16 protein-coding genes are annotated in these 17014 nt (G+C 75.9%); 11 read left to right on the top strand and 5 right to left on the bottom strand.

The features are described 5' to 3' along the window. The first annotated feature begins 33 nt into the window (after positions 1 to 33). Entirely contained in the window at positions 34 to 507 is a 474-nt protein-coding gene (locus SM793_RS12510) for a GreA/GreB family elongation factor (RefSeq protein ID WP_320438203.1), read from the top strand. A gap of 335 nt (positions 508 to 842) precedes the next feature. Here the strand turns inward: SM793_RS12510 and SM793_RS12505 are convergent, their stop codons facing one another. After that, positions 843 to 1523 carry a hypothetical protein gene (locus SM793_RS12505; protein ID WP_320438202.1) on the bottom strand — a complete coding sequence of 227 codons (681 nt, stop codon included), beginning with the start codon at positions 1521 to 1523 and terminating at the stop codon, positions 843 to 845. Positions 1524 to 1797: 274 nt separating this feature from the next. Then, positions 1798 to 2451: a GOLPH3/VPS74 family protein gene (locus tag SM793_RS12500; RefSeq protein WP_320438201.1), complete on the bottom strand. Its 654-nt coding sequence runs from the start codon at positions 2449 to 2451 to the stop codon at positions 1798 to 1800. Between the two features lie 340 nt (positions 2452 to 2791). On the opposite strand from SM793_RS12500, the gene SM793_RS12495 reads away from it, so the two are divergent. From SM793_RS12495 to SM793_RS12470, 6 genes are all read left to right on the top strand, one after another. Then, positions 2792 to 4054, top strand: a complete 1263-nt coding sequence (locus SM793_RS12495; RefSeq protein WP_320438200.1) for a hypothetical protein — start codon at positions 2792 to 2794, stop codon at positions 4052 to 4054. A 261-nt stretch (positions 4055 to 4315) separates the two neighbouring features. Then, entirely contained in the window at positions 4316 to 4750 is a 435-nt protein-coding gene (locus SM793_RS12490) for a BlaI/MecI/CopY family transcriptional regulator (RefSeq protein WP_413815942.1), read from the top strand. Next, positions 4747 to 5691, top strand: coding sequence for a M48 family metalloprotease (locus SM793_RS12485; protein WP_320438198.1), 945 nt, complete (start codon positions 4747 to 4749; stop codon positions 5689 to 5691). Before SM793_RS12490 ends, SM793_RS12485 begins: the two co-directional genes overlap by 4 nt. 111 nt (positions 5692 to 5802) lie before the next feature. Beyond that, positions 5803 to 6318, top strand: a complete 516-nt coding sequence (locus tag SM793_RS12480; RefSeq protein WP_320438197.1) for a MarR family winged helix-turn-helix transcriptional regulator — start codon at positions 5803 to 5805, stop codon at positions 6316 to 6318. A 76-nt stretch (positions 6319 to 6394) separates the two neighbouring features. Next, a complete protein-coding gene (locus SM793_RS12475; protein ID WP_320438196.1) occupies positions 6395 to 6550 on the top strand; it encodes a hypothetical protein in 156 nt (51 codons plus the stop codon). Between the two features lie 382 nt (positions 6551 to 6932). After that, entirely contained in the window at positions 6933 to 9707 is a 2775-nt protein-coding gene (locus SM793_RS12470; protein WP_320438195.1) for a M4 family metallopeptidase, read from the top strand. Between the two features lie 314 nt (positions 9708 to 10021). Here SM793_RS12470 and SM793_RS12465 read toward each other — a convergent pair whose 3' ends face one another. Next, positions 10022 to 10762, bottom strand: a complete 741-nt coding sequence (locus tag SM793_RS12465) for a hypothetical protein (protein WP_320438194.1) — start codon at positions 10760 to 10762, stop codon at positions 10022 to 10024. A gap of 159 nt (positions 10763 to 10921) precedes the next feature. Continuing rightward, entirely contained in the window at positions 10922 to 12007 is a 1086-nt protein-coding gene (locus SM793_RS12460; RefSeq protein WP_320438193.1) for an NAD(P)-dependent oxidoreductase, read from the bottom strand. 272 nt (positions 12008 to 12279) lie between these two features. Between SM793_RS12460 and SM793_RS12455 the strand changes: the two genes are divergently transcribed. Continuing rightward, positions 12280 to 13524, top strand: coding sequence for a glycosyltransferase (locus SM793_RS12455; RefSeq protein ID WP_320438192.1), 1245 nt, complete (start codon positions 12280 to 12282; stop codon positions 13522 to 13524). 409 nt (positions 13525 to 13933) lie between these two features. Beyond that, entirely contained in the window at positions 13934 to 14821 is an 888-nt protein-coding gene (locus SM793_RS12450) for a SigB/SigF/SigG family RNA polymerase sigma factor (RefSeq protein ID WP_320438191.1), read from the top strand. Positions 14822 to 14952: 131 nt separating this feature from the next. On the opposite strand, the gene SM793_RS12445 is transcribed toward SM793_RS12450, so the two are convergent. Continuing rightward, entirely contained in the window at positions 14953 to 15177 is a 225-nt protein-coding gene (locus SM793_RS12445) for a hypothetical protein (RefSeq protein WP_320438190.1), read from the bottom strand. Between the two features lie 263 nt (positions 15178 to 15440). Here SM793_RS12445 and SM793_RS12440 point away from each other — a divergent pair, with 263 nt between their 5' ends. Together SM793_RS12440 and SM793_RS12435 are read left to right on the top strand one after the other, a co-directional pair. Beyond that, on the top strand, positions 15441 to 15884 hold the full coding sequence (locus tag SM793_RS12440; protein WP_320438189.1) for a hypothetical protein: 444 nt from the start codon (positions 15441 to 15443) through the stop codon (positions 15882 to 15884). A 188-nt stretch (positions 15885 to 16072) separates the two neighbouring features. Continuing rightward, on the top strand, positions 16073 to 16873 hold the full coding sequence (locus SM793_RS12435; RefSeq protein ID WP_320438255.1) for a VOC family protein: 801 nt from the start codon (positions 16073 to 16075) through the stop codon (positions 16871 to 16873). Positions 16874 to 17014: the final 141 nt, after the last annotated feature.

Here is a 17014-nt window from a genome sequence, read left to right as displayed (position 1 = left end):
GTCCGATCGGGCGGCTCTACCAGGGAGGCAGGAATGACCGGTGCACCCGAACCCATCAGCGACGCCGGCCGTGCCGCGCTGGAGCGGGACCTGGCAGATCTGCGCACGGAGCGCGACGCCGTCGCCGCCACGCTGCGGGGCGGCGAGGAGGTCGGCGACCGGGCCGACCAGGCCGACGAACTGCAACGGGCCGACACCCTCGACCGGTTGGACGACAGGATCTCCCGGATCGAGAGCCGACTGCGCGAGGCGGCGACCGCGGGCGCGCCGAGCACCGAGACGGTCGGCGTCGGCAGCACGGTCACCCTGCGCTTCGCGGACGCCACCGAGTTGACCGTCCGGATCGGCGAACTGGCCGAGGAGCTGGACCCGGAGCTGGTGACCGACGACAGTCCGCTCGGTCAGGTTCTGCTCGGCCGCAGGGTCGGCGAGACCGTCGAGTACGACGCCCCCGGTGGTCGGACGAGCGCCGAGGTCCTGTCGATCGGCGGCGACGCCGGAGCGTGACGACGGGCGCCGTCTGCCCAGTCGCCGTAACGGGACCGCAGCACCGGGTCGTTGAAGAGCAGCCACACGTAGTCGCGGTTCCGGACGGGGTGGCTCCCGAAGTCGGTGAGCAGCGCGCCGTCCGACGGCAGCCCGGCCTGCTTGGGGCAGCTCGGCCCGGCGGGTGCGCAGGAACGCGCCGAGTTCCTTCGGGTGGCCGCCTGAGGTGCTCATCCCCCAGTGCGGCAGCGGCGGCCGGCGGTGGGGGCGGGATCGGCGGCCGGAGCGTGCCCGCGCATTGGCCCCCCACGTGTCGGCCCCCCGCGTGCCGGCGCCCTACGTGCCGGCGTCCCCGCTCAACCCGCGAGCTGGCCCGGCCGGCCCGGGACCCACAGCGGCACCGGGGCGGTGGGCGCCATGTGCCGGGCGGCGTGCTCGTCGAGGACGGCCAGCGCCCGGTCCCGGTCGCCGTCGCTGAGCTCCGCCAGCGTCGCGGCCGCCGAGCGGGCGCAGGCCAGCACGAGCGCGAGCATGTCCTGGCGTCGGCAGTGCTCGCGGACGTAGGCCCGGGCACGTTCGAGGACGCAGGCGCCGAGCGTCTCCCGCTCGGCCGCCGCGACCGGATCGGCACCGGCCATCGCCATCTTCACCCCGTACCAGACCAGGACGAGCGCGTCCGGCTCGGCCGGGTGCGACACGTCCGTGAGCGCCGCCCACTCCCGGGCCCCGGCCGACTCCCGACCCAGCCGCTCCAGCGCCGCCGGACCGTCCCCCTCCTCACGCCGGAGCACCAGCTCGGCCGCCCGCAGCACCACCGCCCGCAGCACCGTCTCGGCCGGCACCCGAAGCCCCGGCGCGGCCGGGTCGGCGAACGCCAGCCAGGCGTCCGCGAACGAGGCGGCGCGCATCTGCCCCAGCCACGGCGGTGCGCCCTCCACGAGCCCCAGCCGCTCCTCCACGGCCAGCCGGACCAGCCCCACGGCCACCAGATCCGCAGCCCCCGCGTCGGGCCCGAGCCCGAACAGTACGTTCCGCATGGAACACCCCCTGTCCAACGGTCATCACCTTGTGTGCGCACATCCCACCACATCGATACCGGAACGAACTCGGCCGCGCCTGTGATGAGACGCACGCCACGCCGCCCCCGGACCGGCGACGGGCACCGGCGTCACCCCCCTGACCTGCGACTTTCCGCCGGCGGACCGAAACCGGGGGGCGCCGGACCGCCCCGAGGGCATTGACGCGGACCTGCGGACCGCCCCCGGCGGCCCCCAGCGGCGCTCGGAGGCCCCAGGTGCCCGGTTCGGCCGGTCAGCCGCCGCCCAGGCCGCCCTGGGCGGCGATCATGGTCAGGTTCAGCCCGGACACCGCCCGGGCCAGGCCGGGCGCGTCGGTGGCGAGGCGGTCGGTGAGGGCGGTGACGCGGTTGGCGTGCGCCTTCCGGTCGTGGCGGGAGAGCACCAGGCGCAGGTGCCCGTGGGCGGCCAGGGCCGCGAGCACCGCGTCCGTGAACGGGGCCTCGGCGGGTGGGGTACTGCCGTGGACCAGCTCCGCCACCCGCGCCTGGAGTTCCAGGGCCTCGCGCGGGTCGTCCATCGCCACCGGCCGCCGCGGCACGACCCGGCCGTGGGGCTCGCGGTCCGCGACGGTCAGCACGCCGAGCACCGCGAGCCGCTGTTCGACGGCCTCCAGGGTGTCCTCGCGGTCGCGCCGGATCCACGCCTTCCAGCCGCGCGCCGTGCCGCCCGCCTCGGCGAGCAGCGCGTCCAGGACGCCGTCCCCGGTGGGGTCGGCGGAGACGACCCGGACGTGCCCCGCCCCGTCCTCGGCGACGGCGCCCCGGTGGGCGAGCTCGGCCAGGGCGGCGGCACGCACCAGGAAGCCGGCGCGGGTGCGGTCCTGCAAGGACTGGGCCCGGGTGTCGAAAGCCAGCAGGTAGCTGGAGAGATGCAGGGCTCGGCTCATGCCTTCGACGATACGGGCGCCGGCCGCCGCGATCCGTCACCCCACGGTCGGAGCCGCCGTCCGCCGTCAGGACGACCCGGGGGCCGGCCGTGGGAGGCCGGCCGCGGTTCACACCGCGGGTGGCCGATTCCGGCGCGGCGAATAGCGGGCAAGTACGGGGAATCACCGCATTCCCGGGCCCGGGCAGCCTGTTACCCGCCCACTTTCCGCGCGCATCAGGACAACTGCCGGCGGGGCATCGGAATCCGGGAGTACCAAGGGCGTTCGCGCGTTGGAAAAGCAGCTGCGGACCCTTTCACCCGAGCCTACCCCGGTAGCCGAAGGCAGAGAAAGAGATGCCATGGATGATTTCGACGGCGAAACCTCCAAACGCAACCCCGTCTTCTGCGCGCTCGTCAATTCCCTCCTCGACCTGGACCGCGACGACCTCGGGCACCCCGCCCACCCCGGACTGTGGGAGCGGCTGATCGGTGACCGCGGGCCGGTCGACCAGCGCGGACTCCACTGCCCGGACTGCCGGGCGGCGAGCGGTGCCCGGGCCTGGATGTACGTCTTCGAGCGGCAGGGCCTGCGGATTGCCGCGCACCACAATCCGTACCGCCGCCCGGCCGGCGGGGGCGATGTGTGCGAGGCCTACCGGGAGCGGTACGTCCGGGCGGCCGAGAGCGCCGGCCACACCGCCGAGGTGGGGGCGGCCGACGCGAACGGCGGGCGGCGTACCGGTGTGCTCGTCACCGGCGCGGGCGGACGACGGTACGGGTTCGAACCACAGTTGTCGTACCTTTCCGCCGCGACCGCCCGCAGCCGTGACGCCGCCGCCCGGGCCGACGGCATCACGGCGGTCTGGCACGCGGTGGACCCGAGGTCGCCGCTGATCGACGCGGTCCACTGGACCAGGACGGACGACCTGCCCGCCGCGGCCGTCCGCGCGGAGCGCGACCTGCTGGTCCGCGGCGGCGTACGGGCCCTCACCCTGGAACTCTGCGACCGCATGCCGACGCCGTGCCCCACCCGCAGGCAGGGCGGATGTGGGCGCCGCCACGCGCGGTGGGGTCCCCGGCCCCGGCAGTTCGACGACCTCGTCCGCGACATCGCCGCCGGGAGCTGCGTCCCGCTCACCGTGCGGGCGGGTCGGGACGTGCACCGCTTCTGGTCCTCGGTCGAGGAGCGGGAGGCCTTCCTCGACAGCGGCGGCACGCTCGCGCCCGCCGACGAGGCGGACGCCGGTGCCGTGGACCGCGCGCCGGCGCCGCACCGCTCCGCCGCGTCCGGTCCGCGCCCCCACCGCCGCCGGGACACCCGCTGCCTCCTCGCCCGGGCGGACCTCGCCGACCGGGTGGGCCGGGTGGGCCGGGCCGAGTGGGCGGATCGGGCCGAGCGGCGGCAGCGGCGATTCGTGGCCCGGCCGGCCCGCGACAGCGGCGAGGCGATCTGGTGCCCCGAGCCGGCGGCGGCCCCCGCGCCGATCGTGCGCCCGGAGATCGCCCCGCTCCGGCGCGAGGTCTGCTCGGCGGGCCGAGGCCCCGCCTGCGGCCGGGGCGCCCGGCTCTACCCCGGGGGGTGGTTCTGCGAGGAGCACCGCCCCGGCGCGGCCCGCGCCTGAACCGCCCGGCCCGCGCCCGAACCGCTGGCCCGGCGGGTAGGGCGGGTACGGACGGGTGCCGCCGGGACCGGTCGCCGCCGGGCGGACTGGCCCGCGGTGTGCGCGGACGGTCCGCGTAGAGTCGACCGAGGCACACCTCACCCACATCGGCCGCGCCCTTTCTCCACCGCGCCGGTCCGGGCGGCCCCGGCCGTCGGCCTTGTCGGCGCGGGGTGTGCCGGTCGAGCGCATCGGGACGGGGCGGGAGCGGGGAGCGAGATGGTGAGGGGCAGGCAGGAGGCGAGGCGTCCGCACGGGGAACTGGTCGCGGACGTGCTGGCGGTGCTGTGGGCGTCCGCCGAGCCGATGACCGCCCAGCAGGTCAAGGGCGCGCTGCGGCAGGACCTCGCCCGGACGACGGTGGCGACGATCCTCGCCCGCCTGCACGAGAAGGGGACGCTCGGCCGGACGCGTCCGGGGCGTTCCTTCGCCTACGCGCCGGTGGCGGACGCCGCCGGTCTGGCCGCGGGCCGCATGCGCCGGGAGCTGGAGAAGGAACCGCAGCGGGATCTCGTCCTGAAGCGGTTCGTGTCCTCGCTGTCCGCGGACGACGAGGACGTGCTGCGAAGCCTCCTGATCGCCGCGGAGAGCGGACGGCTCGCCGGGGCGGAGGGCCAGGCGCGGGCGGAGGACTCGGCGCGGGTGAAGGAGGCATGACGCCGGTCCTGGTCGTCGTCGCCCTGGCCGTCCTCCTGCCCTGGGGTGCGGTGCCCGCGGCGTCCCGGCTCTCGCGGCTGCTCGCGCCGCGCGAAGCCGCGCTGGCCCTCGCGGGCGCGGCGGTCCTGCTGGCGGGCGGCACCGTCGCGGTGCTGGTCGCCCTCCTCCATGTGCCATTCCTGGCGGGCCTCGAACAGCTGCCGCTCACCGGGGTGGCGACGCACTGGCCGGCGGTGCTGCCGGTCGCGGGCGTCGCCGGAGTCCTGCTCGTCGTGCAGGCCGTCCGACTGGTGCGGGCCGCGCGCCGCCACCGCGCGCTGCTGTCGCGGGCGTGGCAGCTGACCGGCGGGGCGAGGGCGGAGGGCGATGTGCTCATCGTGCCGGGAGCGGAGGCGGAGGCGTTCGCCCTGCCGAGCCACCGGGGGCGGGCCGGCCGGGTGGTCGTGACGGAGGGCATGCTCGAAACCCTGGAGGCGTCGGAGCGCGCGGTCCTGCTCGCACACGAGCGGGCCCACCTCCAGGGGCGCCACCACCTGTTCTCGGCCGCCGCCGACCTCGCCGCCGCCGTCCATCCGGCCCTCGCGCGGCTGCGGACCGGCTTGGAGTTCCCTCTGGAGCGGTGGGCCGACGAGGCGGCCGCCCGCTCGGTGTCCGACCGGCGGCTTGCCGCGACCGCGATCGCCCGTGCCGCCCTGGCCGGCGCGGCCGGTCCGGGAGGACACGGCGCCGCCCGGCCCCTGTCCGTGAGCACGGGGCCGGTCCCCCTGCGGGTCCAGGCCCTGCTGGCGCCGGCGCCCGCCGGACCGGAGGGGCGGAGTTCGCGGCTCGCCGTCGCCGGACTCCTCGCCGCGGTGGTGGCCTCGGCCGTGCTGGCACTGGGCCTCGCCTACGGCCTGCACGAGTACGTCGAGTACGCGGCGGAGGCGCTCACCGGGCGGTGACCGTAGTGACGACATCGATGTAGACCAACGGTCGGAAGCGCGGATATGGTGAGCCTCGGCTTACCGTCCCGGCTGCGGGGCGTCGCACGCTCTCGACGATGGGGACACGGCTTGTACGACGGACGGAAGGGATCCTCGAGTCCGTTCGAGCAGACCGTCTACCTCCTCTCGGAGGCCGGCCGGGCCGTCGACCGCCTGCTCGCGGAGCGGCTGGAACACCGTGGACTGACCCCGGCCCACCAGGCGCTGCTGTCGACACTGGCCACCCTGGGACCGCACGGCCGACGGGATCTCGTGGAACGGCTCGCGATACCCGGGACGGACGCGGACCGGGCACTCGACGACCTGCTCTCCCGGGGCCTGCTGGAGTCGATGGTGGTCCACATCGGGGGGCGCCAGGAACTGCTGGCGATCACCGACCCGGGCCGGGCCGCCCTGGACCTGCTCCACTCCGACGCGTCCGCCGCGCAGGACGGCCTGCTGGCCGCACTGACGAGGGGCCAGCGCGTCGAGCTCAACTCGCTGCTCCGGCGCGTGTGCGCGGCCGCCGCCCGAGGGGCCGACGGGCAGGGCGGGGCCTCGGGCGGCGGAAGCCGCACGCTGATGGCCGGCCCCCGGTCCGCCTGAGCCGTCGGGCGTCCCAAGGCCCTGGTCACGGCCATGACGGCCGGTTGATGTCCAGCCGTTCCCAGAAGTGGCCCGGGTGATCCTCTCCGGTGGCATCCCCGCCGCCGGTACCGCGCCGTTGCCGCGCCGGGACCGCGCCGGTGCGGATCTGGCGCTCGCCCTCGCGGTCTCCCCCTTCTCGACGGCCAAGGTCTCCGACCTCCTCGCCCGCCGTCCGCCGCCCCCGCTGTAAGTCGAGTAGCTCGACGGGTCGTTCGGCAGGGCCGATTGCCCCCGGCCCGGCCACCTCACGGAGGTGGCCGGGCCGGGGGTTTCGTCGTCTCCGGGGGCCCTGTTCGCCTACCCGCGATGTGGACGTCCAGCGGGCCGGGGGTCGAGGGCGGGTCAATTGCCCTGGTGGGGCGGGGCGATGGGGGCGGGTCTTCGGTCGGGGGCAAGGAGTCTCGGTCGGTCTGCATATGCAGTCGATCGACATATGCAGAGAGATGGCCTATGTTGATCCCGCAGGGCGGACCGCCGGCTCCGGAGAACGGACGAGCCGTGGGGGTGGGCGTCCGCCGTTCAGCAGGGCCTGGCATGCCGCCAGGCCGGCAGCTTCCCGTGGGAGGACCGCAGTGCATCACCGTTCCCGTACACCCGGACCCAAGCTGCTCGGCGTCGCGATCGCCGCCGTGCTCGGTCTCGGAGTGGCCGTGCCACCCGCGTTCGCCGGACCGGCCGGGGGGCCGTCCGCCGACGCCGACCCGGTGCCCGGGCTGGTCGCCGGGTCGGACACCGCCGCTCCGCAGCTGGTCACCGGCCTCGCCGAGGCGGCCCCCGGCGACAACCCGGCCGAGGCGGCCCGGGCCCACCTGGCCGCCCATCAGGACCGCTACCAGGTCGACACCGCGCAGCTCGCCGAGGCCGGTGTGGAGCGCGCCGCCGACGGCCGGCGCACCGTCAGGTTCGAGCAGCGGCACGGCGGCATACCCGTCTTCGGGGCCAGGTACCTGGTCCACCTGGTCGGCGAAGGCGCCGGACAGCGGGTCGAGTCGGCCGGCGGCAAGTACTTCACCGGGCTCACCGCCCCGACCGTGCAGAGCGTGCCGGACGAGGTGCTGCGACGGCTCGCGATCGGCGCGGTGCAAGACCCGGCGGCCCGTGCGGGCGCGGCGGCCGAGGACCACGGCCTGGTGGTGCTGCCCGGCGGAGCCGGCCGGCTCGCCCGCCACTTCACCGTGCGGGGGAGCGACCCGGCGGTCTGGGCGGCGAAGGCGCAGGAGGTGTTCGTGGACGCCGCGGTCGGGCAGGTCGCGCTCTCCTACGAGGTGCGCGCCCCGTACCCGCTCGGTGTCCCGGCCGTCGCGGCGGCAGCCGCCGCCCCGGCCCTCGAACCCGCCACCGGCACCGCGCCCGACGTCCTCGGCCGCCCCGCCCGGGTGAACATCGGCCGCCTCCCGGACGGCACCTACCAGCTCGTCGACCTCACCCGCCCCGCCACCGTCACCACCTACGACGCGGCCGGCCGGGAGGTGATGGACTACGACCGCACCCTGCCCGCCGACGCCCACCCGGCCGCCTCGGCGACCACCGAGTTCCCGGCCACCACCGGCACCAGCGGCGCCACCGACGCCCATCTCAACGCCGCCGCCGTGTACGACTTCTACCGCGACCGCCTGGGCCGCGACGGGATCGACGGCAAGGCCGGACCGATCACCTCCGTCGTCAACGTCACCAGCTTCGGCGAACCCATGGACAACGCCTACTGGGACGGCCAGAAGATGATCTACGGGGGCGGCAGCGGCAAGTACCGCCCGTTCTCCGTCGCCCGCGACGTGGCCGGCCACGAGATGACCCACGGCGTCGTCAAGCACACCGCGGAGCTGGTCTACCTCGGCCAGTCCGGCGCCCTCGACGAGGCCCTCGCCGACTACTTCGGCAACGCCATCGAGGTGACCAGCCGAGGCATCCCGATGACCGACCCCAGGGCCGCACTGCTGGGCGAGGACCTCTGCCGCACCGGCACCCCCGAGACCTGCGCCGACCGCAGGCTGGACGACCGCCGCAGCACCGCCGCCGACTACATCGGGGCGCCGGCCGGGGTCGACAACGGCGGTGTGCACCTCAACTCCACCATCGTCTCGGGCGCGCTGTGGGACATCCGGCGCACCCTCGACCCGCTCCTCGCCGACCGCCTGGTCTACCGCGCGCTCGCCGAGTACCTCACCCCCCTGGACGACTTCGTCGACGCCCGCAACGCGGTGCTCGCCGCGGGCCGCTCGCTCGGTCTCGACCGCGCCCAGCTCCGCACCGTGGCCGGTGCCTTCGACGCCCACGGGATCAAGGACGGCTGGCAGCGGCGGATCGGCGTGGACAGCCGGCCGCTGCTGCGCGACCTCTCCACCGAGAGCGTGACACCGGATGTCGCCGCCGGCCGCTGGGTGGTGGCCACCGCGGGCAAGGGCGCCAAGGGCAGCATGGCCGTGTACGGGGGTGCCGTCGGCGGCTCCGCCGAGCCCGCCCGGCTCAGCCCGGAGGACGGCCGCTCGCACAGCTGGCCCGCCACCGACGGCACGACCGCCGTGTGGGCGGCGATGGGGCCGGGGGCCGACGGCGCCTGGGGCATGGAGGTGCTGGCCCGGCCGCTCGCAGGCGGCCCGGTGCGCAGCGTCCACCGCGGTGTGAACCAGTACCTCGGCGACGTCCGGGTCTCCGGCGCCGATATCGCCTTCCTGATGCCGGACCACGCGACCGGCCGCAGCGGGCCCGCGATCTCCCGCGACGGTGCCCCGGCGGTGCCGATCGCGCTGCCGGAGGGCCATGCCGCCGCCGCTCTGGCCCTCCACGACGGCCTGCTCGCCTGGACCGAGAGCTGGCAGGTCGGTGAGCGGACGGTGAGCGCGCCGACCGTCTACTCGCTCGCCGCCGGCAAGGTCGTCGCCCAGTACGTGGTGGACGACGCGAACGCCGGCGCCGGGACCGAGGTCGGCAGCACCCGCCTGGCCGGCGGCCGGCTGCTGTGGGTCGAGACGCCCTACGACCGGACGAAGGGCAGCACGATCCGCTCCGGCGCGCTGGACGGCTCCGGCGTGACGGACCTCCTGCCCGCGGGCCCCCGGCCCGGCTCCGGGGCCGGCTCCGAGCCGCGCCGGATCGCCGGCCTCACCGCCTCCGACCGGGCGGTCACCTTCGCCGAGGCCGGTCGCCGTGCGACGGGTGGCACCAAGAACACCGACCTGCCCAAGCTCTGGCAGCTCCCGCTCACCGGTGGCACCCCCGAGCGGATGTCCTGCAACCGGGGCGGCCAGTACTTCCCGGTGGCCGACCGGGGGACCCGGGTGGTCTGGCTGGACGCCACGGCGGGCCGCACCGATCTGGTCGTGCGCGAGCGCGCGGCCGGCACCTGCTGACCGGAGGCGGCTGCCCCGGGGTCCGAACCAGGGCTTCCGACCCCGAAGCCCGGACCCCGTCCGCCCCGGTCTCCCGCCCGGTCGCCGCATCCCTGCGGCGGCCGGGCGGGTCCTTGTCGTCCCCGGCCCCGCCGGCCCCGCCGGACCCACCGGACCCGCCGCCACGGTGCCGGTGCCGGGGGAGATCGAGGCCCGGTCCTGCGGTGCCGGCGCCCAGCCGGGCCTCACCGCGTCCTGACCCCGGACCCGCACGGCGTCCGTCGGGCCGGTCGGGCCCCGGCCGATCCCTCGGCCGGCCCGAGGCGGGCCGTGCCCTACTGGCCGGGCGACTTCGGGGCCTCCAACTCCACGTGGCGGACGGTGTAGCCGCCCCGCAGCACCGGGGCGAACGGGGCCGGGGCCATGCACGTGCCGACCACCGGCTGGTAGGGCTTCTGGTCGGCGTCCATGTCGAGGTTGGCCACGCCCCACGAGAAGCCGAGGCGGGCGCCGTCGCGGGCGCTGCCCTGGTAGACGCTCAGGCCGATCCGTTCCTTGGAGTTCCCGGCGTCCGAGCTGATGACGGCGGTCAGGGTGGCGACCGGGCCGCCGGTGCTCAGGCAGTCCACCTCGGCCTCGGCGCTGAAGGTCTCCCCGGTGGCGGCCACCCGGTGGGAGTAGCGGACCGTGCCCACGGCGTCGGTGGGCAGTCCGTTGGGCGACTTGGTCCCGGGAAGGGGGCGGGAGTAGGGCTTCGCCCGGGCGTCGACGGTGAACCAGATCTCGTCGTCCGGGGAGAAGGCGTACCAGATCCGGCCGCTGCCGCTGACGCTCGCCGGCCGCGTGGACCGGCCGTCCCGGCTCTCGGGCGCGGAGTCCTCGGACGCGGAGCGAGCCGGCCCGGGGCCGATGGGCCCCGAGCCAATGGGCCCGGAGCCGAGGGGCCCGGAGCCGATGGACAGGGCATCGGCGGAGGCCGGCGCGACGCCCGTGAGCGCCGCGAGGGCCAGCCCGGCGGCAGCGGTGGCCCGGGCGGTCCGGACGGTGGCACGGTTGCGGGTACGAAGGCGGAACATGGTGGGTCTCCCTCCCCGGCGGCCCGGTCGGCCGCCCTCTCGATGCCCCAATCCTGGTCGCGGCACCCCCACCCGCACATGTGCCGATCGGCACATTTACCGAGCCCCACCTGGTCGCTCCGCCCCTGCCGAACGGCAGGGGCAGGGGCGGATGGCCCGTCAGCCGGTCGCGACCGGCACGCCGTTCGGGCGGCCGGCCAGCAGCGCGGCGACGTGGTCGGCGCAGCGGACGGCGGCCTCGGCCATGGCACCGCGGGTCATCCCGGCGACGTGCGGCGTCAGCAGGGCGTTCGGGAGTCCGAACAGCGGTGAGTCGAAGGCGGCGTGCTCGTGCTCGAAGGTGTCGACGGCCGCCGCCGCGAGCGGGTGCCCGGGATCGCGCAGGGCGTCGGCCAGGGCCCGCTCGTCGACGATCCCGCCCCGGGCGGTGTTCAGCAGGATCGCGCCCGGCCGCAGCAGCGCCAGTTCGCGGCGGCCGATCAGCCCCCGGGTCCGCGCGGTGAGCGGGAGATGGAGGGACACCACGTCGCTGGTCGCCAGCAGTCCGGCGAGGGAGTCCGCCCGCCGGACACCGTTCCCCCGGGCCGGGCCGCGGCTGACGCCCTGCACGGTCATGCCGAGGGCGCGGGCCCGTCCGGCCAGCGCGCTGCCGGTCCGGCCCAGGCCGAGGACGCCGAGGGTCAGCTCGGAAAGCGCCCGGGGCGGCGCCGCCGGGCTGCGCCAATCACCTCGGTGCGAAGCCGCGTTGTGGCCCGGGAGGTCCCGGGTCAGGGCGAGCAGTTGGGCCAGGGCGAACTCGGCGACCGCGTCGGCGTTGGACCCGGGCGTGTGGGTGACCACCACTCCGTGGCGGGCGGCGGCGGGCAGGTCGACATGATCGGTGCCCGCCCCGGCCCGGCCGATCACCCGCAGCGACCCGGTCGCCGCGCCGGCCGCCCCGGGAGCGGCGGCATCACCGGCCGTGGCCGCGAGGAACGCGGCGCGCAAGGGCACTCCCGCCCGGGACTTGACGGCCTGGTGCCCGCCGTCGCGGAGGGTCTCGGCGATCAGGGCCGCCTCGTCGAAGGGGTCGAAGTCGGTGAACCCCACGCGCCCGCCCCAGGCGTCCCGCGCGGCCGCCCGGTCGGTGACCCGCCGCAGGTTCAGGGTGACGGCCAGGCTGTGGCCGAGCAGGCGCTCCAGTTCCGCGCCGAGCAGGTCCCCGGGCGCCGCGTCCAGCAACAGGATCCGATGCCGCCCCACCACGCCCCCGCTCCCGGCCGGAGCCCCACGAGCGCGGTACGGCGCGCGGCGGCCGACCGATGATCATCACCACTACCAAGCTACAGCGGACCGGGGGGCTTGCGGCAAGGCCCCGGTGACATCGGAGAATCACCCGCCGAGGCCCGAGGCCCGAGGCCCGAGGCCCGAGGCCCGAGGCCCGAGGCCCGAGGCCCGAGCCGGAGGCCCGAGGCCCGAGCCGGAGAGGTGCCGGAGCCGGAAAGGCGCCGGAACAGCAGATGTGCAAGGAGAGCGGAATGCGTGTAGTGCTGTCGACGTACGGGTCGCGGGGGGACGTCGAGCCGCTGGTGGGACTCGCGGTGCGGTTGCGCGACCTGGGCGCGGACGTACGGCTCTGCGCTCCGCCGGACGAGGAGTTCGCGGCCAGGTCGGCCGCGCTCGGCGTACCACTGGTGCCGGTCGGCGACCCGGTGCGAGCGCTGGTGACCGGCGCGGCGCAGGCGCCGACGGACTTCCCCACGCGGGTGGCGAGGCTGACGGCGGCGTCCTACGAGGCGGTCCTCGGGCAGACGGCGGAGGGCGGTGCGGTCGTCGCGACCGGGCTGTTCCCGAGCGCGGCCGGTGCCAGGGCGGCGGCGGAGAAGGCGGGTGCCCGGTTCGTCTACGCGGGCCTGCAGCCGACCGCCCTGCCCTCGCCGCACCACCCGCCGTTCCGGTACCCGGGCCGGCCCGCGCCGCCCGAGGGAGCCGGCAACGCGGAGCTGTGGGAGCTGGACGTCGAGAGCATGAACGCGCTGTTCGGCGGGGCGGTCAACGCGCACCGGGCGTCGGTCGGCCTGCCGACGGTGGCGAACGTCCGCGACCACGTCCTCACCGAGCGGCCGTGGCTGGCCACCGACCCGACCCTCGGGCCGTGGCGGCTGCCCGCCGGACTCGACGTGGTGCAGACCGGAGCGTGGCTGCTGCCGGACCCGCGCCCGCTTCCCGCCGGGCTGACCGCCTTCCTGGACGCGGGCCAGCCGCCGGTGTACGTGGGCTTCGGCAGCATGCCGATGCGCGGTTCGGAGGACGTCGCCCGACTGGCCGTCGAACAGGCCGGGGCGGCCGGCCACCGGGTGGTCGTCGGCCGGGGCTGGGCGGACCTGTCGGGCGGCGCGGAACCTCCGGGCGGCAAGGGCGGCGGCGCGGCCGGCCCGGGCGACTGCTTCGTGGTCGGCGAGGTGAACCACCAGGCGCTGTTCGCCCGGGTCGCCGCAGTCGTGCACCACGGCGGCGCGGGCACCACGGCGGCGGCCGCCCGGGCCGGTGCGCCGCAGCTGGTGGTGCCGCAGATCGTCGACCAGCCGTACTGGGCCGCCCGGGTCGCCGAGCTGGGTATCGGCGCGGTGCACGACACGGCCGTTCCGACCGCCGGGTCCGTCGCCGCCGCGCTGCGGGTCGTCCTGTCGCCGCAGACCCGGGACCGGGCCGCGGCCGTGGCCGCCGGGATCCGCACCGACGGCGCCGAGGTGGCCGCGCGCCTGCTGCTCGACCGGTCCTGACCAGGGCCCACGGGCCGATGCGGGGCGTTCCGAGGGCCATGCCCACGCGTTCCCGGAGCAGGGAGAGCGAACCACGCAAAACAGAATGAATCCTCCCAGGTCGGGTACCACCATGTACGGGGCGGCCGCGGAACGCCGCGGACCGTTCCCGTGCCCTTCTCAGGTGCCACCTGGACCGTCGCTCGACGAAACCGGGCAGAGGTTTCGGAACGAGGGGCCGCGGTGCGCGGGCGATCGCACGCCCCCACCCCCCCTCGCGCGGTCCGGGGTCTACCCGTTCCCCAGGAGTGCTGCCGTGTCCGTACCGACTCTGGGGCTCGGCCACCGAGCCGGCCCACCGTCCGCTACCCCCGCCCCGCCGTCCGTAGCTCCCGGCGGGACGCCGGCCCCTGCCGACGTCCCGCCGCCCGTGGTGACGTCCGACCTGCCCCCGGACCTGCCCCCACGCCCCACCGAGGCGCGGCTGCGGGCCATGGGCAAGGCCGAGGCGCGCGAACTCAGCGACGCGCTATTCGACCGCCTCGCCGGGCTGGCCCGTGAGACACACGCCTACAGCTACGTGCGCGGCACCATCGTCGAACTCAACATGCCGCTGGTGCGGTTCGTCGCCGGCCGCTTCCGGCACCGCCCCGAGGACATGGACGACATCCTCCAGGTCGGCACCCTCGGCCTGATCAAGGCGGTCGACGGCTACGACCCGGGGCGTGGCGTCGAGTTCGTCACCTACGCCATCCCCACCATCGCCGGTGAGATCAAGCGGTTCTTCCGGGACACCTCCTGGCCGGTCCGGGTGCCGCGCCGGATGCAGGAGTGCTACCTCGCGGTGGCGCGCGGCTCGGACCGGCTGGAGCAGGAGCTCGGCCGGCCGCCGAGCCCCGAGGAGATCGCGAAGGCGCTCGACCTCAGCATGGAGGAGGTCGTCGACGGGCTGACGGCCACCCGGGTCCACCGGGCGAACTCCCTCGACGCGCTGCGCGAGGAGGACCTCGACGAGTCCGGCAGCGCACTGCTGGACCGGCTCGGGTGCTGCGACCCGGGCATAGAGCTCGCCGAGTTCCGCACCGCCGTCCGTCCGCTGCTCGGGCGGCTGCCGAGGCGCGAGCAGCTGGTGCTGGAACTGCGGTTCTGGGAGGACCGGACGCAGTCCGAGATCGCCGACCGGATCGGCGTCTCGCAGATGCACGTGTCCCGGCTGCTCTCGGCCACCCTGGCGCGCCTCCGGGAGGAGCTGGAGGACCGCGACGCGGCCGGTTGGAGCGACGACCCGCCCGACCCCGTGAGCCGCCTGACCCCGTGACCCGCCCGACCCCGTGATCCGCCCGGAGCAGGATCCCGGCTGATGCCGCGGCACCAGTCACCCGGCCCGGGGAGCCTGTCACCGGTCCCGGACTCCGACACCTTCCGCCGCGCCGCGGGCCCGGCCGCCGCTCAGTGGTCGGCGGAGGCCATCGTCTCGCGCACCGTGACCAGGCACGGATCGCAGTAGCGGTCGGGCGTCCCCACGGACGTCCCCAAGCCGTTCGGGACCACCCGGCGGGACAGTTCCAGCAACTGCCCGCAGAGCGCCGTCGACGCGTCGTCCTTCGACACCACGTGCCACATCAGACCCGCCGGGTCCACGGCGGGATCGGTCTCGGCCCACATCTCGTACACGACTGCCTCCCTGAGCAGGGGTTCGGGCGCTCCCCATGCAATCGCGGGCCGCGCCGGTCGGCCACCGGGTGGCGCCCACTGGGACGGTTCCGCGGCTCGGAGGATTGCCGACGGGGCCGTCGGGGCACGCGCGCGTGGCCGACCGGGAGCGCCCGCCCCCGGCCGAGGGGCGGGACCACTGGTGCGACCGGTGGCGCGAGCGGTGGCGAACGGGCTCCGGGCCGGGGGTGGTTGTGCCGCCGGCCACCGGGTAGGCGTCGGGGGTGGAGCGCTACGAACCCCCGGAGGACGGCGGCGCCGACGCGGACGACGCGTCGGCGTACGATCTGTGCGACCACTGCGGTCGGGTCGTCCTCATCGAGGACCTGCTCGGCGCACTGGTCCCGGACTCCTCCGTCGTTCACGAGTCGGACCCGCGCCTCGACGGCGAGCGGGTCGTCACGGCGTGCTCGGCCGAGCACCTCGCCGTACTGGTCGAGGTCTACCGCGACCGCCCGTTCGTCCCGGAGGAGCAGTGGGCGGCCAAGGTCTGCCGCGTCCTGGCCGAACGCGACGACCCGGTGCCGCTCAGCGAGGTCGCCGCGCTCAGCGGTCTCTCCGAGCAGCAGGCGCAGCAGGGAGTGGACTGGCACAACGCCCGGGCGCGCGAGTGGCGGGCCCAGTACGGCGACCCGGACGCCACCGACGACGACGACCTGGCCGACTGATTCCCTCCCTCGACCGGTCCGGTGCCCGCCCCGCCGCTTCCCAGCATTCGCCCGTCCCGGCGAATCCGCCTCCCGGCGCCGCAGGTCCGGGCGTCACTCCTGCGGCCCGATTCCGGTTGCGCGAACCCGGGTACGGAACCGCCCGTCCCGTCCCGCCGAACGCGCTCCCGGAGGCATCCGTGCCCGACATGAACGGCCCCTACAAGCCCGGCACCCCGTGTTGGATCGACCTGATGGTGCCCGACCAGCAGGCGGCCCTCGACTTCTACAGTGAGGTGTTCGGCTGGCAGGGTGAGATCGGGCCCGCCGAGCAGGGCGGGTACTCGGTCTGCACCCTGAAGGGCAAGCCGGTCGCCGGGATCATGAAGGCGATGAACCCGGACGGCAGCGTCCCCGACCCGATGCCGCCGACGGTGTGGACCACTTACCTGTCCACGGACTCCCTCGACGCCGCCCTCAAGACCGTGACCGACGCCGGCGGCTCGGTGGTGGCGGGGCCGATGGACGTCATGGACCTCGGGCGGATGGCCGTGATCGCGGATCCGACCGGGGCTGTCGTCGGCCTCTGGCAGCCCGGCACCTTCGACGGCGCGGGCATCGTCAACGAGCACGGTGCCCTCATCTGGAACGAACTCGCCACCCGTGACCGCACGGCCGCCGCCGCCTTCTACTCCGCCGTGCTGCCGGTCACCACCGGCCCCTCGGAGGCGCCCGGCGCCGAGGGGTACGTCGAGTTCAAGGTCGACGGTCGCGCGGTCGCCGGGATGATGGACCTGTCCACCTTCCCGCCGGGTGTCCCGCCGCACTGGCAGCCGTACTTCAACGTGGACGACGTCGACGAGATCCAGACGGCCGTCGTCCGCGCCGGCGGCACCGTCCTGACCCCGGCCTTCGACATGGCCGCCAACCGGCTGGCCGTCCTCGCCGATCCGCAGGGCGCAGCCTTCTCGGTCATCACCTGGCCGACACCGGAGGACCCGGCCGGCTGACCGGACCCGTCACCCGGGCCGCACGCCGTCACTCGGCCCGCGTCCCGCCGCTCGCAACCCCTTGAGCTGGAGTGTTGCGACGACTACCAGAACCCGAGCACACCAGCCGGGGTGGGGGGGGGGCGACCCCCCCCCCCCCCG

The sequence above is a fragment of the Kitasatospora purpeofusca genome (genome assembly GCF_034043715.1).
Lineage (GTDB): Bacteria > Actinomycetota > Actinomycetes > Streptomycetales > Streptomycetaceae > Kitasatospora > Kitasatospora purpeofusca_A.
This window is presented reverse-complemented; position numbering and strand designations above follow the sequence as displayed.

Bases quoted from the DNA above. Each gene is read 5' to 3' on its own strand.
- SM793_RS12495 (WP_320438200.1), top strand. From the start codon at position 2,792: ATGGATGATTTCGACGGCGAAACCTCCAAACGCAACCCCGTCTTCTGC.
- SM793_RS12455 (WP_320438192.1), top strand. From the start codon at position 12,280: ATGCGTGTAGTGCTGTCGACGTACGGGTCGCGGGGGGACGTCGAGCCG.
- SM793_RS12500 (WP_320438201.1), bottom strand. From the start codon at position 2,451: ATGAGCCGAGCCCTGCATCTCTCCAGCTACCTGCTGGCTTTCGACACC.
- SM793_RS12505 (WP_320438202.1), bottom strand. From the start codon at position 1,523: ATGCGGAACGTACTGTTCGGGCTCGGGCCCGACGCGGGGGCTGCGGAT.
- SM793_RS12485 (WP_320438198.1), top strand. From the start codon at position 4,747: ATGACGCCGGTCCTGGTCGTCGTCGCCCTGGCCGTCCTCCTGCCCTGG.
- SM793_RS12465 (WP_320438194.1), bottom strand. From the start codon at position 10,762: ATGTTCCGCCTTCGTACCCGCAACCGTGCCACCGTCCGGACCGCCCGG.
- SM793_RS12510 (WP_320438203.1), top strand. From the start codon at position 34: ATGACCGGTGCACCCGAACCCATCAGCGACGCCGGCCGTGCCGCGCTG.
- SM793_RS12435 (WP_320438255.1), top strand. From the start codon at position 16,073: ATGAACGGCCCCTACAAGCCCGGCACCCCGTGTTGGATCGACCTGATG.